Origin of the sequence: Halostella salina, assembly GCF_003675855.1 — an archaeon.
In the GTDB taxonomy this organism is placed as follows: domain Archaea; phylum Halobacteriota; class Halobacteria; order Halobacteriales; family Natronoarchaeaceae; genus Halostella; species Halostella salina.
The window spans coordinates 82056-103141 of record NZ_RCIH01000005.1 but is presented as its reverse complement, the minus strand read 5'-3'; the positions used below and the strand labels follow the sequence as shown (position 1 = coordinate 103141).

Sequence of the window (21086 nt, the reverse complement as noted above, 5' to 3'; positions counted from 1 at the left end):
AGGTCGGAGGGAGCTCTGCTTCGATGCGCTTCCGATCCGCGCTCCTCGTCGTAGTCGTGCTTTCCGGGCTGCTCGCCGCAGGAGTGGCGACGCCCGCAGGAGCCAGTGCGCCGGCGACGCCGCTCTGTCCCGTCTGCGGACATACGTTCGAGTACGCCGGCGAGGACGAGGGGGTGACGGTTTCCACGGTCGACAGCGAGGTCGAGGTCGCGCTGGCGGAGAACGGGAGCGCCCGCTGGACCGCGCGGACCCGGGTGGAAGGCGGCACGAGCGAGCGCCTCAACGGGAGTCGCCTCGACCGGGCGGTCGAGACGGCGTTTGACCACTGGCGGCTGGACCTCGACCCAGAGAACGTCTCCGCGGAGCGGTCGGGCCAGACAGTCGTCGTGACGTTCGAGACGCCCGGCTTCGCAGAGCGCCGTCACGGCGTTCTGGTCGTTGACACGCTCTACCGCCCCGACTGGGGCGCGTCGGCCCACGCGAACGCCGACCCGTTCGTCCTCCGCGGCCCCGACGGGACCACCGTGACCGCCAGTCCCGGAGACGCGACGGTGGACGGGCGTGCGGTGGTCTGGAGCGGCGACTACCTACCCGGATCGACGCTCGTCGCGCTCGCCGACGGGGGCGGGGCTGACGCGTGGATCGCTACCTGGCTAGCGCTCGCCGACCTGGCGCTCCCGACCGTGCTCGGCAATCTCGGCAGGTTCGTGCTGCTCCCCGCGTTCGGCTTCGGGCTCGCCGTACTCGTGCTGACCCGGATCGTTCAGCATGCAGGTCTCGACGAGCGGATAAGTCCGGTTGCAGCGATCGGCGGTTCGCTCGTACTCGTCGGGGGGCTTCCCGTCGGTGCATCGGCTCTCGGGAGCCTGACGCAGATCGGCATAGCCCTGGCGGGCCTCTACGCCGTTCCGCTGGTCGCAGTCGTCCGGTGGCGACGCGCTGAACGGACACCGCAGCCGGCTGTGTTCGCAGCGACGAGTCTGCTCGCCCTTCTCGTTGGGACGACAGTGGGAGCGGTGTTGACCGACGGGTGGATCCTCGGGCTGTACCCGCGGGAACTGTCGTTCCCGCTACTCCTGCTAGCCGTTGGGTCGTTGTTTCCGATCGGCCGGCTCGCAGCCGAGAGGCACCGCCAGGAGTTCGGGGTAGTCGCCGCGACGGCCGTCTACGGGCTCTTCGTGGCGTCAATGGTCGACCTGGTCGGGTTCAACCACGGGCTCATGTTCGCGTATCTCGTGACGATCACGCCGGCCGTTGCCGCCGCAGGCACGCCGCTGTACGTCGCCGGCGCGGCGCTGGCGAAGCGCGCGGAGTGAGGGCCTTCGAAGCGCTTAATTGCGTCTCTTCCGAAGCCGCTGGCATGAAGCGACTCATCGTCTCGGGCGACCCCGACATCCGGAAGGACGCCATCATCGACTACGACGGCGAGGAGCAGGTCGTCTTCCAGATCAACCGGAACGGGGACTGGCACGGCCCCGAAGAGGTCCAGCTCTGGTGTATCATCGGCACCGAGGACGAGCGCGAGGCGTTCCAGAAGCGGGAGTACATCCCCCACTGGCTCGACGTCGACCGCGTCGAGGCCGAGGCGCTGGACGTGATCAAGGCGAAAGGCGACCTCTCCGTCTAGGCGAGTTCGGAGCTGTTGACCCGGTAGATAGCGATGAACGGACTCTCCTTCGCGACCGATATCCCCGGCTCGGCGTCCAGATTCCGGGCCCCGTAGCGCTGCCGTTCCGTCGGTCCCATGTAGATGTAGCGTACGTCGTACTGCCGGAGTAGGTCGGCGCGTTCCTCGGTCGACCCCGTGTAGATCGCCTGTACGTCGGCCACGCGGCGCTGGTACGGTTCCACCCCGCGGTAGCCGACCTCGTGGTTCCAGCCGGCAACGGTCGGGAGCCCGGTGAGGCTCGACGGCGCGTTCACCCAGCGGTAGATCTTCGTGCCCGGCGCGGAGACGATGTGTGGCTGGCCCTCGCGGGCGTCGAGCCAGGCGATCATCTCCGCCTCCACCGGGTGCCGGTCCGCCACGTACGCGGTGCCGTCGAGCGTCGCGTTCGCCGTCCCGTTCTCGAACTGGTTCGTCGCCACGAACCCGCCGTACAGCGACAGCGACGCGAGCAGGAGCACGGCGACGAGCGACGCGACCGCGCCGCCGGTACCCACCCTGACGGTGCGGTCGGAGCGACGGCCGCCGTCCGCACGGCGGCCGACCCCGAAGCGCCGTTCGACGGCCGCGAAGACGGTGCCGGTTCGCGTCCACGCGCCGCGGAGCACCGCCCCGAGGGGCGCGCGGTCGGCGAGCATCACGCCGGCGGCGACCCCCCACAGCACCCACATCTGCGTGTACACCTTGAACACCGTGTTCATCCGCCCGGGACCGGCCTGCTCGACGACGTAGGCGAACTCCACGGCGGTCACGAGCCCGAGGACGCCGACGAGCAGCACCGTCTCGAAGCCGGCGTCGTCGCCCGTCCGGAGCAGGAGCCAGGCGAGCGCCAGTACCGGCACGAACAGCGCCACGGCGGCGAACCCGAGGGGCACGGAGACGATAGCGAGGGCGACGACCGAGAGCGCGAGCAGTTTCGGGGCGGCGTCGGGCACGCTGTCCCGGGAGAGCAGGTGCGCGACCGAGATGGCGAGAAACGCCCCGTGGACGACGAGCAGTCCGACGGCGTCGCTCCGGTTCGCGGGGAAGACGCCCAGCCCCCGGCCGCTCGCGGTACCGGCGAAGAAGGGGAGCGCGAAGAGGACGCCGAGGGCGGCGACGGCGACACCGACGCCGAGCGCCGCTCCGGTCCGCGCCGCCTCGGCGTGTAACCGGGACGGCGAGCCGTACTCCCGGACCGCCGTTTCGACGCGCGAGGGGAACAGCGTGGCGGGGGAGGCGGGAGCAAAGGTCGCGACGAGCCAGGTCAGCCCGGCCACCGTGGGGAACGTCCACGTGTTGACGACGGCGATAAATCCGGCGAGCGCCGGCACGACGAGGAAGACGATCGCCCGCCTGCGACGGCGCTCGTCCTCGGGGGTGAGCCAGTACTGGAACAGGACGGCGGCGGCGAGCAGGAGAAAGGGCATGCTCAGCATGTGGGCGTGGAGGTCGCCGTTCCGGAACGCGAAGAAGGGGAACTCGGTGATGTAGTGCCACTGCTGACCGTCGACCACTCGCCGGTCGATGACCCGCGACGCCGGCCAGTAGTAGAAGGCGTCGGGACCGGCGGCGACGCTCGGGCGCTGGTCGACCGCCAGGCTGGCGAGGTCGGCGAGCCGGCTCCCGGCCCAGTCGGGCAGGTAGTACACGAGCAGGCGCAGCGGCGTCGAGAGGTTGCTGGCGACGGCGACGAACACCGCGGCGAACGCGCCGGCCGTCCGCCCGGAGCGCCCGCGCTCGGCCGCCACCGCGCGGGCGAACCCGTACGCGGTCGCCGCGAGCGTCCCGTACACGCCGGCGAGCGCGAGGTTGTACGCGTAGCGCGCCGGCGTGCCGGTGAGTTCCGTCAGGAGCGCGGCGAGCATATGGCCCCCGTAGTAGTACTGCACCGGTTCGCCGGCGAACCACATATCCGCCGGCGGGAGCGTCGTGCCCCGGAGCAGGGACTTGAGGAGGCCGAAGTCGAGGAACTTCTCGCCGCCCCCCGGCGTGATCGAAGGGTCCACGCCCCGGAGCGCCACGAGCAGGCCGAACGCGAGCGTGAATACGACGACGACCTCGGCGTAGGCTCCCAGGTCGACGCGTGCGCCGCGCCGGAGCGCGACCGCCGTTCCGACGCCGATGACCGCCAGTCCCGCGGCGAGTGCGACCGGGCCGAACGAGAGGTGGCCGACCCAGAACCCGACGACGCCGAGCGTCCCGAGGGCCAGTGGGAGCGCGACGCCGGCACCGTGGTCGTCGAAGCGGTCGAACAGGAGGCCGGCCATCGGCAGCGTGACCGCGCCGAGGCTGACGAACGCCGTCCACCAGACGGCGACGTACTCGGCCTGTAGTCCGAGGATGTACCGGGCAGCGACAACGTCCGGCCACGTACCGAGGCGCGTGGCGGCCGCCACCGCCACGGCGAGACCGACGGTCGCCCGGAGAACGTATCGTTTCCAGCCGAATCCGGGCGACCCCCGGATCGCCTTCCAGACCCTGCCCGCAGCACAGACCACGACGACGGCAACCGTCGCCAGGACGGCCGGCCAGTCGAACCGCGTCAGGCCGACCCAGTACGCGCCGCCCGCCGCGATCGTCGCCGCGAGCGTCAGCGCGAGCGCGCCGTCGCCGGACAGGTCGCGGCGGACGCCGACGAACGGCGTCGCGGCGACCGCCCCGAGCGCGACGTACGCGAGGATCCACGAGAGGGCGGCGACGATGTCCATCTACGCCCGGAAAGGAATTCCTTGGTGTAAACGCTTTCTCCTCGCGTCGCTCCGCGCTCGGACTGTCCCCGACGCGCGGTCCGGCGTCACTCCCTCGCCAGCCCCTCCAGTACGTACTCGGCGGCCGTTCGGGTCGTCGCCAGCGGCGTGTCGTGCACGTCGCAGATCCGCAACAGCGCGGAGATATCCGGCTCGTGGGGCTGTGCGGTTAGCGGATCCCTGAGGAACACGATGCCGTCGACCCGTCCCTCGACGACCTCCGCGCCGATCGTCATGTCGCCGCCCAGCGGCCCCGACTGCTTGCGCTCTAGCTCCAGATCGGTCTCCTCGACGATCCGCCCGCCAGTCGTTCCGGTGGCGAGCAGGTCGAACGATTCGAGGGTCTCCCGGTAGTCGGTCACCAGGTCTATCATCTCCGGTTTCTCGTCGTCGTGGGCGATGAGCGCTACGCGCGTCATACCGATAGGTCGGCCGGCCGGCCGATATGCTTTCGGCCCGACCGGACGGTTCCGAACCATTTTACTCGCCCGGGCCACCTTCGGTAGGTAGATGGCCCCGTCCCTCGGCATCGTCGTGCCGGCGTACCACCCCGACCGCAACGCCCTGCGGACGTACGTCGGGGACCTCCGCGAGCGCCTCGACCCGGCCGCGATCCGGATCGAACTCGACGACCCCACCCCCGAGACGCGGACGGCGCTCGCCGACCTGCCGGCGACGGTCAACGCGGTCGACGGCCGCCGCGGCAAGGGCGGCGCGATCACCTGCGGGTTCGAACAGCTCGACACCGACCTGCTCGCCTTCGCCGACGCCGACGGGAGCACGCCCGCCGACTCGGTGGCCGACGTGGTCGCGCCTGTCCGGGCCGGCGACGCTGACCTCGCCGCCGGCTCCCGCCGCCATCCCGATGCCGACGTGCGAAGCCACCAGACCATGGCGCGCCGCCGCCTCGGCGACGCCTTCGCATGGGTCGCCCGGCGGGTCCTCGGCGTCGACCTCTACGACTTCCAGTGCGGCGCGAAGGCGCTCACCCGCGACGCGTGGCGCGCGGTCCGCACCCACCTGTACGAACCCGGGTTCGCCTGGGACGTGGAGCTGGTCGCCGTCGCCGCCGCGCTCGACCTGCGGATCGTCGAGGTGCCCGTCACCTGGCGGGACATGCCCGACTCGACCGTCTCGACGCTTGGCACCACCGTGGAACTCGCCCGGGCGCTCCTCCGGTCGCGCCGGCGTGCCCGCCGCCTCCGTGACGGGTCCGGCGTCACGGCGTCGACGCCGGACCGCGACGGCCCCAGCGCACTCGTCGACCGCCTCCCCGTCGACAACGACTGACCATGCTGGACGCCATCCGCCCCCGTATCCGGGCGCTCCTCTCCGGCGTCCGGTTCGGCCAGTTCGCCTCGGTCGGCGCGGTCGGCGCGGTGTGTGACAACGCCGTCCTCGGGACGCTCCTCCAGTTCGGCGTCGCCCCGGAGCCCGCCAAACTGGCCGGCGCGGAGACGGCGATAATCGTGATGTTCCTGATAAACGAGCGCTGGACGTTCGCCGAGGAGGGCGCGCCCGGCGCGGGACCGCTGCTCCGGCGCTTTCTCACGTCGAACCTCGTCCGCGCCGGCGGCGTGCTGGTCGCGACGGCCGTGTTCTCGCAGGTGTACCGAAACTTCGACGTGACCCTTGGGCTGTTCGGCGTCGACCTGTGGTTCCTCGCGGCGAACCTCGTGGGCATCCTCGCGGGGATGGTCGTCAACTACATCGCCGAGAGCCTCTTTACCTGGCAGGTCGGCACTGGGCGGTAGAAACTCCCATACGGCTACCGAATCACAACCCTTAACTAGCGAACCGCGTTACGGAGATGTAGCGGGATGGGATAGCCAGGAGATTCCGGCGGGCTCATAACCCGCAGACCGGTAGTTCAAATCTACCTCCCGCTATACTTTTGCCGAACCAACTTCCGAACGAGGCGTTTCATCGCCGAGTGACTGCTGGGTTCGGCAAACATCGAACGGAGTAGATTTGCACCTGGGAACGAGCGAGCGTAGCGAGCGACGTTCCCGTGGTTCAAATCTACCTCCCGCTACTTCTCGCGACTTCACCTCCTAGCGAGGCGTTTTATCGCCGAGCGTCTCGTGAAGTCGCAGCGTAGCGTGTGGTAGTTTGAACGAGAGAAACGCGAGCGAAGCGAGCGTTTCGCGTTGTTCAGATCTACCTCCTGCGACTCGCGCTGGGTTCGAGTGACAGCTCTCCCCGAACCCCGAGCTACGTAGAACCGACAGTCACCGCAGTCACGGCGTCGCCCCGGTCGCGTCCACGCTCTCGGGAGCGTCACCGTACCGGTCCGCGAGCCACGCCTCCCACGTGGTCGTTCCCACCGCACGGTCCGGACACGTCGCGTCGCCGGCGCGGAAGCCGGAAGCGACGGCACCGGGGAGAGGCAGGCGGACGACCGGTCGCCGGAGCCCTCTCGCATCGCGGTACGCCCGCGCTAGCTCGCCGAGCGTTCGCACCTCGGGACCGCCGATGGGTGGCACGCGCCCGCCCGCGTGGGGCGTCGCGTGCTCCGCGACCGCCTCCGCCACCTCGTCGACGGCGACCGGCTGGAGCTGCATCCGGGTCGGCAGCGGCCAGACCGGGAGCCGCGAGACGGCTCCGAGGACGCCGTCGAGGAACGAGTGGAACTGCGTCGCGCGGAGAACGGTCGCGGGCACGTCGCTCGATTCGACAGCGCGCTCTGCCGCCAGCTTGTGTTCGTAGTACGAGTACGGTATCTCGTCGATCCCGACGATGGAGACGTAGAGGAAGTTCGACACACCCGCGTCGGCGGCGGCGTCGAGCAGGCGTTCGGTCCCCGTGACGTCGACTGCTTCGGAATCGCCCCGCGGCGCGGTCGCCGCGTGAACGACGACGTCGGCGTCCGCGACCGCCGCGTCGATTCCCTCGCTCGTGGCCAGGTCGAGTGTCACCCAGTCGCCGTCGGCGTCGTCCGGCGGCGACCGGCTCGCCGCGCGGACAGTATGCCCCAGTTCACGCAGTCGCGGGCGCAGCCCCCGGCCGAGCGTTCCGGTCGCGCCGGTGAGCAACGTTCGAACCATACAGGGCCGTAGGCGACGCACCGCCGAACAGCTGCTGCCGGAATCGCTCGGGGGTTTTAAGTTAGTCGGCGGGGTGCCGCCGGTATGCAACACGTCCGGGTGACGATGACGGCGGACGGCCGCGAGGCCGAGGTCCACCCGATGTACGGCCTGCTCGCGAACGCGCCGTTCGTCGAGCGCGCGACGGCGATGAACTGGAACTTCACCGGGGATACGCTCGGGATCCTCCACTACGTCGAGGGCGACGTGGACGCTTTCGACAACGCCGTCGGGGCCGTCGATCCGGTCGTCGCCTACGAACTGGAGCCGGCCGGCGACGGCGGCTTCTACGCGTATATCCGGGACGAACTGACCGAGGCGTCGCGCGAGCTGTTCGCGCCGCTCACGTACGCGGAAGTCGTCGTCGTGCCGCCGGTGGTGTACCGCGCCGACGGCAGCGCCACGCTGTCGATGTTCGGCCCGAGCGACGTGGTCCAGGCGATGCTGGAGGCGGTGCCGTCACCCGTCGAACTAACCGTCGAGTCGGTCGGCGGCCTCGGCGGGATCCCGATGCTGGCCGAGACGCGGCTCAGCGACCGCCAGCACGAGGCCGTCGCGGCCGGGCTGGCGCTCGGCTACTACGAGGTCCCGCGGACGGCGGGGCAGGAAGCCGTCGCCGACGCGCTGGACTGCGCCCCCAGCACCGCGGCTGAACATCTCCGGAAGGCCGAGGCGAAACTCGTCAGGTCGGTCCTGTCGGCGTGATTGGCCGCTCGTCGCGGCGGTCGCTGTCAGTCCGCGGTCACGCCGAGGCGCTCGATCAGCGCGGTCGCGGCGGCGTCCGACGAGCCGGGACCGCGAGCGGTGATCAGGTCGCCGTCGGTCGTGACGCTCTCGTCGGCGTCGAGTTCGGCGTCCCAGTTCGCGCCGGCGGCTTTCACCTCGTCCTCGACCCAGTATGGCAGCTTTCGGCCGTCGGGCATGTTGTCGTGCTCGTCGACGATCCCCTCCTCCCACGCGTTCGGGAAGCCGGTCACGTCGCGGCCGTCGACGAGGAACTCGCCGTCCTCGTCGCGCGTGAAGGCGAGGATGCCGACGGCGTGGCAGACGACCAGCGCGACGCCGTCGTCGCCGGCGACGGTCTCGCGGAGCAGCGCGCGGGCGTGGCGGTCCTGGTTCACGTCCCACTCGGTGCCGTGACCGCCGGGGAACACGACCGCGTCGTACAGGTCGGCGTTCGCGGTCGCTATCGGCTTCGGGTTGATCATCCGGTCGTCACGGTGGACCTCCATCACCGCGTCGACCGTCTCCTCGCCGACCTCGTCGGGGTCGACCGAGCGGTCGTCGACGACCGGCTTGTTGCCGCTGGGCGTCGCCACGTCGATGTCGACGTTTCTGTCGGCGAGTTCGCGGAACGGCGTCGCGCACTCCTCTCCCCAGTACCCCTGCTCACTGACGACGAACAGTACCGATGTCATCGCCCGTACTACCACCGTGAGGCAGGTAAGTGCCACGCACGGCTGTGGGCTTGCCGACACCTGAACGCCCGGAAACAGCTACCGTCGGACGCGGCCTTGCCGCCGCCTACCCGTCGCCGTTCTCGTCGACGATGACGACGTCGCCGTCCTGCACGTCGACGTTGATCAGCGTCTTCACGTCGTAGGCCGTGTCGTCGAGTTCGTTCGGGCCGGCCTTCTTGATGACGGCGACGGTGTCACAGACGTCCGCGCCGATGTCCTCCAGCGACCCGAGGATCGCCTTGAGCGTGCCGCCGGTCGAGAGCACGTCGTCGAGGACGAGCACGCGGTCGCCCTCGTCGACGTCGTTGATGTACATCTCGGACTCGGAGTACCCGGTCTCCTGGAACAGCGCGACCTCGCCGTCGAGGCCGTACTGGCGCTTCCGGATGACCACGAGCGGGATGTCGGTCATCAGCGAGACGGCGGTGCTGATGTGAATGCCCATCGCGGCCGGCGTGACGATCTTGTCGACGTCCTCCAGGTCCGCCTTCCGGATGAGCTTGATGACGATCTCGCGGAGCAGTCCCGGTTCGAGCATCGGAACCCCGTCGCTGATGGGGTGTACGAAGTAGTGGTACCCGTCCTTCTCGATGATCGGGGCGTCCAGCAGCGACCGCCGTAACTGATCCATATTGGGGGTACTCGACCGCCCGGAAAAAGATACTGGATGTGTGCCGGCGGTGCTACTCGTCCGCATCGTAGTCGAGTTCCGGCGGGGCCTCCTGCTCGCCGAGCCGCATGTGCCGCTCGTGGTAGAGGTGGGCGACCGCCGCGACGGTCACCACGACGGAGATGACCGTCGCCCAGGCCAGGTCCGAGACGGCCGTCAGGGGGTACACGTCACCCCAGAGCGCGGCGACCAGCGCACAGCTGACCGCGCCCAGCGAGAGGTACAGCTCCCGCCACGCGAACTCGTTGCCGGGAACGATCTCCAGATACACCGTGAGTTCGGCGGTGGCGTCGGTGCGCTCGATGGTGCCCTCGTCGGCGTCGTACGCGACGATCCCCACCTGGTCCATCTTCGGAAGGTGGGTCTGCTGGAGGGTCGTGTACACCCGCTTGCGCTGTGCGGAGGTCACCCCGTCGGTCGTGGTGTCGTACTCCCAGGCGGCGACCTGTGTCGCCAGATCGCCCAGTTCGACGGGCGTCTCGTTTCGCTTCAGGTACTGCAGGACGAACCGCCGCCGCTGGTTCCGCAGCACGTCGAATATCTCCGTCTTCGAGAGGGGCTCCCCGGTTTCGGACGCTCCGCTTCCCGTCTCCGTCCCGTCACTGGTCGTTGCGCTTGCCATATGTACTGTCGTGACGCCGCTGGTCAGGGCACGGTGTCGACCTGACCACGCGACCTCCCATACCGCCGACCAGTCCTTCCTCCTATATAAGATAATCCCGACGTGTGAAACGCATGAAACAAATCGACGGCGCGTCGTCGGACGGCCGGTTGAACCCGTTTCCGGAGGCCGGTGACGGTCGGCCATGGCAGGCAACCGATCGTATCAGTCGCGGCGCTCGTAGCGCTGGTGGACCCGCCAGCCGAGGACCACGATCAGCCCGCCCGCGATGACGAGCCGGCCGCCCAGGTCCCAGTTCCCGCGGAACCCGATGAACATGAGGCCGAGGCTGACCGCCAACACGGCACCGTTGGCCAGCAACACGAGCGTCCAGAACATGGCTTTCAGGTCGCCGGGCACGTCGTCCGAGTCGGCGTCCACCGATGGAATATCGACCGAGGGGTCGTCCGGCCCCTCGACGGCGGGGACGTCGGGACCCAGTTCCTCCTCGGGCGGCGGGCCTTCCTCCATCCCGAGCGGGTCCTCGTCACCCTCCCCGGAGTCGTCGAACATGGTAGTCCGTGGTGGCCGCAGGGGTATAAACGCCGCCGAACGCGGCGCGGTCGCCTACGCGAACAGGACGACCAGCGCCAGCGCGACGACGACGGTGAGGATGAGGACGCTGGTGCCGACGGTCGTGTCCATCGGGACGTGCTCGGTGTCCTCGCCGAACCCGAGTTCCGCGGTGCCGCCGGGGAGACGACGGGTGAGCCGCCGGGGGTCCCGCGCGGTGGCCATCGCGGCGTTCGCCGCGGCGACGGCGGCCCGGTCGACCGCGGCGTACGTCTCCGTGACGCCGCGGACGAGGCCGCGCGTGCCGTAGAACGACAGCGGTCCGTACAGCGCGTCGATGTCGGGGACGCGGCCGAGCTTCGACAGCGGCTTCTTCGCCGCGTAGAACCCGACCAGCCCGGCGACGGCGAGCGCGACCCCCTCGACGACGTGGCCGACGGTGTAGGTCTTGTAGACGTGGGCGACGACCGCGCCGTCGGTCACGTCGAAGGGAAGCAGTGAGAACAGCGCGCCCGGGACGAGCCCGTAGAACACGCAGAGTGCGGCCACGGCGAGCATGGCGACGCTCTGCCCACGGTTGGCGTCGGCCACGCTGCCGTCGTACTCGCCGTGGAAGAAGGCGTAGTAGCCGAACTTGATGAACGACATGAACGTGCCGACGCCGCCGAGCAGGAGCAGCCACTCCAGCGTGTAGAAGTCGCCGATCGGGAGGGGACCCTTCGCGAAGTCGTAGTGGCTCGCGGAGATGACGATCCCCTTGCTGACGAACCCGTTGAACCCCGGGAAGCCGGCGATCGACAGCGCCGCGACGGTGAACGCGCCGGCGGTGACCGGCATCTGCCGGGCGAGGCCGCCGAGCTTCTTCAGGTTCTCCCGGCCGGTGCGGTAGACGACCACGCCGGCCGTCATGAACAGCAGCCCCTTGTAGAGGATGTGGTTGAACACGTGGGCGAACGCGCCGGACTGGGCGAGCGCGCCGCCGATGCCGACGCCGGCGACCATGTAGCCGACCTGCGACTGGATGTGGTAGGAGAGCAGGCGGCGCATGTCGTTCTGGAACAGCGCGAATGTCGCGCCGAAGACGGCCATCGCGCCGCCCATGTACGCGATCCAGATGTGGCCCTCGGGGAAGGCGCGGTACATCCCGTACACGCCGGTCTTGGTGGTGTACACGCAGAGGAACACGCTCGCCGCGACGTGGGGCCGCGGGTACGTGTCCGGCAGCCACGCGTGCAGACCGATGAAGCCGACGTTGACGCCGATGCCCAGCGCCGCGAGCGCCGCGGGCAGGCCGGCCGTGATACCGGCCACCGCCGGGCCGCCCGGCACCGAGGCAAAGAGGAACGTCCCGACCTCCGCGTAGTGCCAGACGATGGCGGCCATCAGCAGGCTCCCGCCGATGCCGTGCAGCAGGGCGTAGCGGAAGCCGGCGCGCACCGCCTTCCCGCCGTGGTGCCACACCAGCAGCGTGCTGGTGACGGCCATCAGCTCCCAGAAGAAGATCAGCGTGAGCCAGTCGCCCGCGAACACCGCGCCGAGGCTGGAGCCGACGTAGGTGAGCGCGTACGCGGTCTGGACGTTCTCGGCGTCGCTGTAGTACGAGTAGACGACCGCCGCGGCCCCGATGAGACCGAAGACGACGCCCATCAGCCGCGAGAACGGGTCGACGTTGAACAGCACGGCGTCGAAGCCGAGGAACGTCAGCTCCGGGCCGAGATACGCCCCCGCCGGGACGAGGTACGTCCAGCCCATCACGCCGGCCGCGGTCAGCGCGCCGAGCGCGTGGCCGACCCGACGCGAGAGCAGCGGGAGCAGCAGCGCGACGGCGAGGACGGGCACGGCGGGCGGGACTGCGGTGAACGCGAACTCGACCATCAGCCCAGCACCCCCGTCACGATCAGGTCGACGATCTCCAGAAACACCGCCGCGTGCGGGACGACCCCGAGCAGTATCGCGCCCAGCGCCGCCGTCGAGATGGGGCCGAGCATGAACCAGGTGCTCTCATCGCCGAAGCCCCGGCGCTCCCAGCCGCCGGCCGGCGGCCCGCCGTGGTGCTCGTTGTGGTGGTCGGGGTCCTTGTCGTCGTGTGCCTCGTAGCCGTGGTGGTCGTCCGCCGTCGCGTCGGCGGATCCGGGCGCGTCGTCCATCTCGCCGGCGTCCGCGCTCGCGTCGTCGACGTGGTCGCTCGGGTTGCGGTCGACCGCGTACGTCTCGTCGTCCTCGCGGACCGGACCGTCGTCGGCCGACCCGCCGTCGGTCCGGGCGGCGTCGCCGTGGCCGGTTGCCGCCGGCGTCGCGCCGCCGAAGGGGTTCTCGATGACGGGCTTTGCGTCGGAGTCGTCGGCCGTCTGGAAGAACGCCTGGTAGACGACCGGCCAGAAGTACGCGATGTTCAGCACGCCCGAGACGAGCAGGGCGACCGCGAAGACGGCGTACCCGGCCTCGACGCTCCCGAGCAACAGGTACCACTTGCTGACGAAGCCCGCGAGCAGCGGGATGCCGGCCATCCCGAGGCTGGCGACGCCGAACGCCGCCATCGTCAGCGGCATCCGCCGGCCGATCCCGGCCATGTCGCTGATGTCGTCGGTGTGGGTCTCGACGTGGATCGCGCCGGCACAGAAGAACAGGGTGAGCTTCATGAACGCGTGGGCGGGGATGTGGAGCAGCCCGCCGGTCAGCGCCAGCCCCGAGGCGTCGTACGCGCCGACGCCGAGGCCGAGCACGATGTACGACAGCTGGCTTACCGTCGAGTAGGCGAGCCGCCGTTTGAGGTTGTCCTGCCGGAGCGCGATGATGCTCGCCACGAGCAGCGTGAACGCGGCGACCGCGGCCAGCGCGACGCCGACGCCCAGGTCCGCAACCGTCCCCGGGCCGAACACGTCGAGGACGACGCGGGCGACGCCGAACACGCCGCTCTTGACGACCGCGACCGCGTGGAGCAGGCCGGAGACGGGCGTCGGCGCGACCATCGCGTCGGGCAGCCAGGAGTGGGCCGGCATCAGCGCCGCCTTGACGCCGAAACCGCCGGCCAGCAGCGCGAACGCCGCGCGGGCGTACAGCTCGTTTGCGGTCGCGAGCCCCTCGATCCCGCCGGGCGAGAACGCGACCGTGCCGGTCAGCCAGTAGACGAGGATGGTGCCGGCGAGCACCGCGACGCCGCCGCCGAACGTGTAGGTGAGGTACTTCCGGCCGGCGGCGCGGGCCTCGGCGTCCTCGTCGTGGGTGACCAGCGGGTACGTGGCGACCGTCAGCAGTTCGTAGAACACGAACAGGACGAGCAGGTTCGCGCCGAAGGCGACGCCGACCGCCGCCGCCACGCTGGCCGCGAACGAGGCGAAGTAGCGCGTCTGCGAGTGCTCGTCCAGCCCCCGCATGTAGCCGACGCTGTAGAACGTCGTGACGACCCACAGGAAGCTCGCCAGCAGGGCGAACAGCACGCCGAGCGCGTCGGCCCGGAGCGCGAAGTCCACGCCGAACACGAACGTCCCGAGGTTCGTGACGTAGACGGCCCCGTCGAGCACTCCGGGGACCATGCTCGCGACGATCCCGAAGGTGGCGAGGGCGGCCGCGACGGACCACCCCTCGCGGACGTTCGGCCGGCGGTGCGACGCGACGATGGCGACGATGGGGAGCGCGGCCGCGAGAACCGCGGCGAGCGGTCTGAGCGATGGGTCAGTCATGGTGAGAGGAGTGGGGGGAGGGTCTGTTCTAGCAACTGTGCGTACTCGGTCGCGACGAAGCCGAGCGCGACCGACGTGACCGTGACGACGACGACCAGCGCGACGACGCCCGGCGTGAGGGCGAAGGGCCCGTCAGCACCGCCGTCGGAGCGTGGTGACCCGCGTCCGGAGAGCGGCCCGTCGCCGCCGTCGACGACCGCCGCGTCGGGCGTCGGCTCGGTGGCCTCGTCGGCCGCGGTCGCCGCCGGGGCGCTTGCGAAGTACATCCGCTCTATCACCCGGGCGAAGTACGCCAGCGTCAGCAGCGTGCTGACGAGGATGACGACGGCGATGGACCACGCCTCGGCCTCGACCGCCGCCAGCGCGATGTACCACTTGCCGACGAAGCCGACCGCCGGCGGGACGCCGACCATCGCGAGCGCGAGGACGGCGAAGGAGCCGGCCAGCACCGGCCGGCGACTGGCCAGCCCGCGGTACTCCGAGACGGTCCGCGCGCCCGTCGCCGCGGCGACCGCGCCGGCGGCCATGAACAGGCCGCCCTTCATCACGGCGTGGCCGAGCAGGTGAATGGTACCCCCGACGAACGCCGACTCCGTCGCCAGCGCGAACGCGGCGACGACGAGGCCGAACTGCGACACCGAGGAGTACGCGAGCATCCGCTTGATCTCGCTCTGGGTCACCGCGAGCGCGCTCCCGGCGACGACGCTGACGCCGGCGAGCGCGACGACCAGGTCCTGTGCGACCGGGTTCGCGCGGAGGAAGTCGACGGTGAACACCGAGACGACCAGCCGCGCGATGGCGTACGCCGACACCGTCGACACCAGCGCGGAGATGAACGCGCTGACGCTGTCGGGCGCGCCGGCGTACGCCTCCGGCTGCCAGGTGTGCAGCGGGAAGATAGCCGACTTGACCGCCAGCCCCGTCACGATGAGGCCGAAGGCGGCAAGGACCAGCGGGTCGGCGTACCCGACCTCGGCGAGCTTCGCGGACATGTCGGCCATGTTCAGCGTGCCGGTGGCGACGAACGCGTAGCCGACGCCGAGCAGGTACAGCGACGCGCCGACGGTGCCGACGATGAGGTACTTCAGCGCGCCGACGGCCGCACGGCCGCCGTCGCCCGAGGCGACCAGCGCGTAGGCGGCCAGCCCGGTGATCTCCAGGAAGACGTACAGGTTGAACACGTCGCCGGTGATGCTCATCCCGGAGAGGCCGGCGACGAGCAGGAGGTACTCGGCGTGGAAGGCGGGCGTATGCGGCCCCGAAACCCGCGAGTAGACGAGGACGCCCAGCGCGACGACGGCGACCAGCACCGCCACCGACGCCGACAGCCCGTCGACGACGAGTTCGATGCCGTACGGCGCGGCGAAGTTCCCCACCTCGTACGACACCGTCCCGTCGCGGAACACCGTCGTCGCGAGCGAACCGGCCAGCACGACCTGCGCGGCGGACGCGACCAGCGCGACGGCCCATGCGGCCCGGTCACGCCACTGTCCGACGACCAGCGCGACGACCCCGGCCACGATTGGCACCGCGACCAGCAGCGCCGGCACGTCACTCATCGGCGCGCACCTCCCGGAGCACGTTTTCGTTCAGCGTGCCGTACTCCGCGTAGATCCGGACGATCAGCGCGAGCGCCACCGCGGTGAGGCTCACGCCGACGACGATGGCCGTCAGGATGAGGACGTGAGGAAGCGGGCTGGCGTACTCGCCGACCTGTCCGCCCTTGACGAGCGGCGGATTGCCGCCGTCGACGTACGCCGTGGTGATGAAAAACAGGAAGATGCCGGTCTGGAACACGTTCATCCCGATGACCTTCTTCACCAGGTTCGCGTTCTCGATCATCATGTACACGCCGATGCCGAGCAACAGGGCGACGGCGACGTAGTTGTAGCGAGTGAGTAGCAGGTCTATCATACCAACCTCCGTCATGCCGATCCCTCCTCCTCCGCGTCGGCGTACCCGCCGGCGATCAGGAAGAACAGCCCGACGACGACGCCGGTGACGATCGCGCCGATGCCGAGTTCGACGAGTTCGATGCTGTATTTCACGACGGTGAGCGAGCCGTAGCGCCCGTACTCCAGGAACGCGCCGCCCAGCGCCACCGACCCGAGGCCGATGGCGACGAAGGTGCCGACGCCGAGTCCGATGACGCCGAGGACCGCAGCGGGGTTGATCCAGTCCCGGACGGCCTCGATGCCGAAGGCAAAGGCGAGCATCAGGATGACGGAGCCGACGACGACCCCGCCCTGGAAGCCGCCCCCGGCCGACCCCGCGCCGTGGAACATGACGAACAGCCCGAGCGTCAGCACGAACGGCGCGACGACGCGGACGGTGGTCATGATGATGGTGCTCTCGACGTAGGGGATCTGGTCCTCGTAGCTCATACGAACTCCTCCTGTCGCAGGACGACGAGCACGGCGACGCCGGCGGCGAACACGACCACAGCCTCGCCGAGCGTGTCGAAGCCGCGGTAGGCCGCCAGCACCGCCGTCACGGCGTTTTCGACGTGCGTGTCGGCGTATGCGTTTTCGAGGTAGTACGCCGTCACCTCGCCGGTCGTCACCGGCGAGTCGCTCCCGATGGCCGGCAGCGACGGGACGGTCACGAGCAGCAGGGTCGACAGCGCGCCGCCGGCCGCGACGCCGCGCCAGCCGACCGATTCGAGCAGGTCGTCCGTCGGGGGCCGTACCGTCCGGACGATGGTCAGCAGGAACAGGATCGTCATCACGCCCGCCCCGACCGCCGCCTCGGTCAGCGCCACGTCGGGGGCCTGCAGGAACACCCACAGGATCGAGACGCCGAGGCTGTACGCGGCGAAGGCGATGATCGCGCCGAGCACGTCCCGGAGCAGCGCGGCCGTCAGGGCCGTCCCGAGGACGAACACGAGCGTCGCGACCTCCAGCGCCGACACCATCAGCCCTCCCCCTCCTCGTCGGCGGTCCACGGTTCGATCTCCTGGTCGTACGCCGCCCGGGTGATCGCGTGGGCGGCGGTCGGGTTCGTGATGAACATAAAGAGGAGCAGCAGTGCGATCTTGACGGTGGGGACGCCGGCGTCGAACGCCAGCGCGGCAGCGCCGAGCGCGAGCACCGCGCCGAGCGTGTCGCTCTTCGAGGCGGCGTGGGTCCGGGTGTACAGGTCCGGCAGTCGGAGCAGGCCGACGGCCGCGACCAGGCCGAAGAACACGCCGCCGGCCGCGAGGACGACGACGGCGATCTCGGTCGGCGTCATATGATCCCCCCACGCTCGACGGTGAACTTGGAGATGGCGATGCTCATCAGGAAGTTGAGCAGGGCGTAGATCAGCGCCACGTCGAGGAAGCCCGGCTCCCCGAACGCCGCCGCCAGCAGCGCGATGATGACGACGGTGTTGGAGCCGATGACGTTGACGGCGATGACCCGGTCCTGCATCGTCGGTCCCTTCGCCACCCGGTAGAGGACGACGGCGGTGAGGGTGGCGAAGGCTCCGGCAGCGGCGACCAGCACGTCCGCGACCAGCCCGGACGCGGCGGTCACTCGTCGCTCACCTCCGTCTCGTCGGCCGTCTCCCCCTCGCGTCGTTCCGCCGGGCTGGCGATGGCCGCCGCCTCGCGTCCGTAGAAGACGAACCGGACGGCCCGTTCGAGCGCGCCGTCGAGCAGGCCGTCACGCGTCGATTTCGTCAGCGCGTGGACGTGGAACTCGCGCCGGCTCACGTCGACGGTCAGCGTCCCGGGCGTCAGCGTGATGCTGTTCGCGAGCGTCGTCACGGGCAGGTCGCCCCAGACCGCCGCCTCGAACTCCACCATCTCGGGGTCTATCGGGAGCTTCGGGTGGAGGACGACGTACGCCATCTCGATGTTCGCCTTCGCGATCTCCCAGAGGAGGTAGGGCACGTAGACGAGGAACCGCAGAATCCGGGCGGGCGCTCTCCGTCCGGGGGCCGTCTTCAGCGAGATCCCGGAGAGAAGCGCCGCGGTGACGAGAGCGCTGAACGCCCCCGTCACGTAGTCGAACGCCCCGGTGAACCCGCCGAGCAGGTTGTAGAAGAGAAAGGACGCGCCGAACACGGTGGCGAACTTCGCCAGCCCGCCCCCGCGGACGAGCCGCGTGCGCCGCGTCGGCCGGTCGACCGGCGCTTCCTCTATCGTCAGTTCGGACCGCGACAGCTCGTACTCCAGGGGACGGACCATCGGCGCGCTCCCCGCGGGCGTGTACTCGGGGTCGACGATGATCCGGTCGAGGTTCCGTTCGTCCGCGTACTCCAGCAGCGTCCGGGCGTAATCGACGGGGCTGAAGAGATACACGTCGCTCGCCCGGAGCGCCGTCTCTATCTCGACGTCCGGCGAGTCGTCCCCGAGGTCCTCCCGCGCCCACACCTCGACGCGGTCCAGCAGCGACTCGGGGTCGTCGAACTCGGCCGGGTCGACCACGCGCCCGGTGACCGGGTAGACGAAGTGGACCGTTGCGGCCTCGCCGGCTGCCGCGCGGTCGGCCGCCTCGCGAACCGCGTACGCCACGGTGTTCCGGAGCGTGATCGACTCGCCGACCGGAACCAGGATCCGAGCGCTCGGCTCCTCGGTCATTCGTCCCCCGCGTCGACCGCCCGACTGGTCTGTCTCGGTTGCATGGTCGCTACTCGTTGTACCCTTACCGACCCGATGGAAAACTATTTTTATATCTGCCGCGCGCCGCGGGCGCGACGCCGCCGCCGTCCATCCCCCGTCGAACGACCCGGTAAGCCGCTCTTACCGGGTGTGACCGGCGGACGATGCCCGGTGACCGACCGTGAGCAACTGGTAAGTACTCGGCGTCCAGGCCGCAAGATCGCCTAAAGCCGTCGGGGAGTAACCGCTCCTTAGCGAACACATGGTCGCCGTAACGATCGCCGAACCACACGACGCAACGTTCGCGGACGACTTCCGCCTCGCCACAGCCGTCTCCGTCCGCTACGACCGCCCCCACCCCGACGCCCGCGCGGACCGCGGGTTCCGGATCGACGAAGGCGACTTCTGGTACTGGGACGACCCCGCCGGCCGCGAGTTCGAGGGGTTCGAAGTGCTCGAACTGACGCCCGAGGGCGCGGTCGTCCGCTGGGTCCCCAACTCCACGGCCGAGCAGTTCGAACAGGACGCCCTCCCGGCCCACCGCCGCCACTACGAACACCTCTCCTACGGCTGGATCGGCGACCTCGTCGGGACCGGCCGACTCCGCGTGTTCGGCCGCGACACCGGGTTCGAGGGGAACTCGCCGGTGCCACACTCCCGGTACGTCTAGCGACGACCTTTTTCCCGGTCGGGTGTCCTCGCGGGCCTGCGGCCCGCTGCGGGCACCCTCCCGGCAAAAAGCTCGGCCAAAAACGCCGGGCGCTCCCCGCCGGTCGCGCCCGGTGAACCGCTCGTCCTCCCACCCCGCCACCGCACCGCTCCCGCTACGCCAGCTCCGTCACCAGTTCCTCGGCGACGCGCTCGCCTAAGCCGGCCTTACTGCCCTCAAACGGTGACGCGTCGTCCGCGCGCACGACCAGCGCGCGCGTCTCGCTTTCCCCCATCACGCCCGCGTCGTTGGCGACGACGAACGCGAGGCCGGCGCGGTCGAGCGTCTCGCGGGCGGCCGCGACCATCGCGTCATCGTCGCCCCCCGTCTCGGCTTTGAATCCGACGATCGGGAGGTCCGGATTCGCGGCGCGCACCTCGTCGATCACCTTCGGCGTGGGTTCGAAGTCGAGGGAGAGCGTGCCGCCCGACCGGATCTTCTCGTCGCGCGCCTCGACCGTGTAGTCCGCGACTGCGGCCGCGGCGACGAGCGCGTCCGCGTCGGCCGCCGCGTCGAGCGTCGCGTCCAGCAGGTCGGCGGTGCGCTCGACCTCGCGCACGTCGGCGAACGCGAGGTCGCCCGCGACGCCGTCGTCGGAGACGGCCCGCGGGCCGACCGCCGCGTGGACGAGCGTCACGTCCGCGCCGCGGGCGTGGCAGGCGCAGGCGACGGCGCGACCGGTTCGGCCGGACGACCGGTTCGTCAGCACGCGCACCGGGTCGATCGCCTCGGCGGTCGCGCCGCTCGTCACGACGACGTGCTCGCCGGCGAGGGCGTCGTCGCCCGCGGCCCGCGCGACGGCGAGGGCGATGGAATCCTCGGTCGCGATCTTCGCCTTCCCCTCCTCGATCCGGGGGTCGACGAAGTCGACGCCCCACGACTCGACGCGGTCGATTGCCTCGAGCACGCCGGGGTGGTCGTACATCGGCTCGTGCATCGCCGGCGCGACGACGACCGGCACGTCAGCGCCGAGCGCCGTCGTCGCGCAGGTGGTGACCGGCGTGTCGTCGATCGCAGCGGCGACCTTCCCGACGGTGTTGGCCGTCGCGGGCGCTATCAGGAGAACGTCGGCCCACCCCTCCCGGCCGCAGAGCGCGACGTGTTCCACGTCGCCGGTGATCTCCGTGACCACGTCGTTCCCGGTGGCGAACTCGACGGCCCACGGGTGGACGATCCCCCGCGCGCTGTCGGTCATGACGGCGCGGACGCTCGCCCCCCGGCGGCGCAGCTCGTGGGCGAGTTCGACGGTCTTGACCGCCGCGATGGAGCCGGTGACCCCGAGCGCGACGTTGACTCCCGAGAGCATCGCCTCCCGGTTGGGCGCGCC

Annotated in this window: 23 protein-coding genes and 1 tRNA gene; 7 read left to right on the top strand and 17 right to left on the bottom strand. The window is 70.2% G+C overall.

The genetic code is table 11. The features are described 5' to 3' along the window. Positions 1-23 precede the first annotated feature (23 nt). Together D8896_RS11115 and D8896_RS11110 are read left to right on the top strand one after the other, a co-directional pair. A complete protein-coding gene (locus D8896_RS11115) occupies positions 24-1316 on the top strand; it encodes a hypothetical protein (protein ID WP_121822172.1) in 1293 nt (430 codons plus the stop codon). A 44-nt stretch (positions 1317-1360) separates the two neighbouring features. Continuing rightward, positions 1361-1627 (top strand): HAH_0734 family protein, encoded by a 267-nt coding sequence (locus tag D8896_RS11110; protein WP_121822171.1) that lies wholly within the window; start codon positions 1361-1363, stop codon positions 1625-1627. Here the strand turns inward: D8896_RS11110 and D8896_RS11105 are convergent. Beyond that, positions 1624-4356 (bottom strand): DUF2298 domain-containing protein, encoded by a 2733-nt coding sequence (locus tag D8896_RS11105; RefSeq protein ID WP_205596813.1) that lies wholly within the window; start codon positions 4354-4356, stop codon positions 1624-1626. The genes D8896_RS11110 and D8896_RS11105 overlap by 4 nt on opposite strands. A gap of 86 nt (positions 4357-4442) precedes the next feature. Then, positions 4443-4814 carry a methylglyoxal synthase gene (locus D8896_RS11100; protein WP_121822170.1) on the bottom strand — a complete coding sequence of 124 codons (372 nt, stop codon included), beginning with the start codon at positions 4812-4814 and terminating at the stop codon, positions 4443-4445. Between the two features lie 91 nt (positions 4815-4905). Here D8896_RS11100 and D8896_RS11095 point away from each other — a divergent pair, with 91 nt between their 5' ends. The 3 genes from D8896_RS11095 to D8896_RS11085 all read left to right on the top strand — a co-directional run bounded on the left by D8896_RS11095 (position 4906) and on the right by D8896_RS11085 (position 6284). Next, positions 4906-5685, top strand: a complete 780-nt coding sequence (locus D8896_RS11095; RefSeq protein ID WP_121822169.1) for a glycosyltransferase — start codon at positions 4906-4908, stop codon at positions 5683-5685. A 2-nt stretch (positions 5686-5687) separates the two neighbouring features. After that, complete coding sequence (locus D8896_RS11090) at positions 5688-6149, top strand: GtrA family protein (RefSeq protein ID WP_121822168.1); 462 nt, start codon at positions 5688-5690, stop codon at positions 6147-6149. Positions 6150-6209: 60 nt separating this feature from the next. Continuing rightward, a tRNA-Met gene (locus tag D8896_RS11085) sits at positions 6210-6284 on the top strand. Between the two features lie 351 nt (positions 6285-6635). On the opposite strand, the gene D8896_RS11080 is transcribed toward D8896_RS11085, so the two are convergent. Continuing rightward, complete coding sequence (locus D8896_RS11080; RefSeq protein ID WP_121822167.1) at positions 6636-7442, bottom strand: SDR family oxidoreductase; 807 nt, start codon at positions 7440-7442, stop codon at positions 6636-6638. Positions 7443-7526: 84 nt separating this feature from the next. Here D8896_RS11080 and D8896_RS11075 point away from each other — a divergent pair, with 84 nt between their 5' ends. Further along, positions 7527-8186 (top strand): helix-turn-helix domain-containing protein, encoded by a 660-nt coding sequence (locus D8896_RS11075; protein ID WP_121822166.1) that lies wholly within the window; start codon positions 7527-7529, stop codon positions 8184-8186. Positions 8187-8212: 26 nt separating this feature from the next. Here D8896_RS11075 and D8896_RS11070 read toward each other — a convergent pair whose 3' ends face one another. The 13 genes from D8896_RS11070 to D8896_RS11010 form a co-directional block, all read right to left on the bottom strand. Next, a complete protein-coding gene (locus D8896_RS11070) occupies positions 8213-8899 on the bottom strand; it encodes a type 1 glutamine amidotransferase domain-containing protein (RefSeq protein ID WP_121822165.1) in 687 nt (228 codons plus the stop codon). Positions 8900-9005: 106 nt separating this feature from the next. Beyond that, entirely contained in the window at positions 9006-9572 is a 567-nt protein-coding gene (hpt, locus tag D8896_RS11065; protein ID WP_121822164.1) for a hypoxanthine/guanine phosphoribosyltransferase, read from the bottom strand. 52 nt (positions 9573-9624) lie between these two features. Next, the gene (locus D8896_RS11060; protein WP_205596812.1) at positions 9625-10233 is read right to left on the bottom strand and encodes a DUF7344 domain-containing protein; all 609 of its coding nucleotides are present in this window, start codon (positions 10231-10233) and stop codon (positions 9625-9627) included. A 204-nt stretch (positions 10234-10437) separates the two neighbouring features. Next, entirely contained in the window at positions 10438-10785 is a 348-nt protein-coding gene (locus tag D8896_RS11055; RefSeq protein WP_121822163.1) for a DUF7322 domain-containing protein, read from the bottom strand. A 54-nt stretch (positions 10786-10839) separates the two neighbouring features. Beyond that, a complete protein-coding gene (locus D8896_RS11050) occupies positions 10840-12660 on the bottom strand; it encodes a Na(+)/H(+) antiporter subunit D (RefSeq protein ID WP_121822162.1) in 1821 nt (606 codons plus the stop codon). Next, positions 12660-14465, bottom strand: a complete 1806-nt coding sequence (locus tag D8896_RS11045) for a cation:proton antiporter (RefSeq protein WP_121822161.1) — start codon at positions 14463-14465, stop codon at positions 12660-12662. The genes D8896_RS11050 and D8896_RS11045 overlap by 1 nt, the downstream gene beginning before the upstream one ends. Next, positions 14462-16024 (bottom strand): monovalent cation/H+ antiporter subunit D family protein, encoded by a 1563-nt coding sequence (locus D8896_RS11040; RefSeq protein WP_121822160.1) that lies wholly within the window; start codon positions 16022-16024, stop codon positions 14462-14464. The genes D8896_RS11045 and D8896_RS11040 overlap by 4 nt, the downstream gene beginning before the upstream one ends. Further along, positions 16017-16379, bottom strand: coding sequence for a cation:proton antiporter subunit C (locus D8896_RS11035; protein ID WP_121822371.1), 363 nt, complete (start codon positions 16377-16379; stop codon positions 16017-16019). The genes D8896_RS11040 and D8896_RS11035 overlap by 8 nt, the downstream gene beginning before the upstream one ends. An 11-nt stretch (positions 16380-16390) precedes the next feature. Then, positions 16391-16849, bottom strand: coding sequence for an MnhB domain-containing protein (locus D8896_RS11030; protein WP_121822159.1), 459 nt, complete (start codon positions 16847-16849; stop codon positions 16391-16393). Continuing rightward, a complete protein-coding gene (locus D8896_RS11025; protein ID WP_121822158.1) occupies positions 16846-17379 on the bottom strand; it encodes a DUF4040 domain-containing protein in 534 nt (177 codons plus the stop codon). The genes D8896_RS11030 and D8896_RS11025 overlap by 4 nt, the downstream gene beginning before the upstream one ends. Continuing rightward, positions 17379-17696 (bottom strand): monovalent cation/H(+) antiporter subunit G, encoded by a 318-nt coding sequence (gene mnhG / locus D8896_RS11020; RefSeq protein WP_121822157.1) that lies wholly within the window; start codon positions 17694-17696, stop codon positions 17379-17381. Before mnhG ends, D8896_RS11025 begins: the two co-directional genes overlap by 1 nt. Next, positions 17693-17980, bottom strand: a complete 288-nt coding sequence (locus D8896_RS11015; RefSeq protein ID WP_121822156.1) for a cation:proton antiporter — start codon at positions 17978-17980, stop codon at positions 17693-17695. The genes mnhG and D8896_RS11015 overlap by 4 nt, the downstream gene beginning before the upstream one ends. After that, positions 17977-19029 carry a monovalent cation/H+ antiporter subunit E gene (locus D8896_RS11010; protein ID WP_121822155.1) on the bottom strand — a complete coding sequence of 351 codons (1053 nt, stop codon included), beginning with the start codon at positions 19027-19029 and terminating at the stop codon, positions 17977-17979. The genes D8896_RS11015 and D8896_RS11010 overlap by 4 nt, the downstream gene beginning before the upstream one ends. A 283-nt stretch (positions 19030-19312) precedes the next feature. Between D8896_RS11010 and D8896_RS11005 the strand changes: the two genes are divergently transcribed. Next, positions 19313-19720, top strand: a complete 408-nt coding sequence (locus D8896_RS11005; protein ID WP_121822154.1) for a hypothetical protein — start codon at positions 19313-19315, stop codon at positions 19718-19720. Between the two features lie 154 nt (positions 19721-19874). On the opposite strand, the gene coaBC is transcribed toward D8896_RS11005, so the two are convergent. Then, positions 19875-21065 carry a bifunctional phosphopantothenoylcysteine decarboxylase/phosphopantothenate--cysteine ligase CoaBC gene (gene coaBC, locus D8896_RS11000; protein ID WP_121822153.1) on the bottom strand — a complete coding sequence of 397 codons (1191 nt, stop codon included), beginning with the start codon at positions 21063-21065 and terminating at the stop codon, positions 19875-19877. Positions 21066-21086 lie beyond the last annotated feature (21 nt).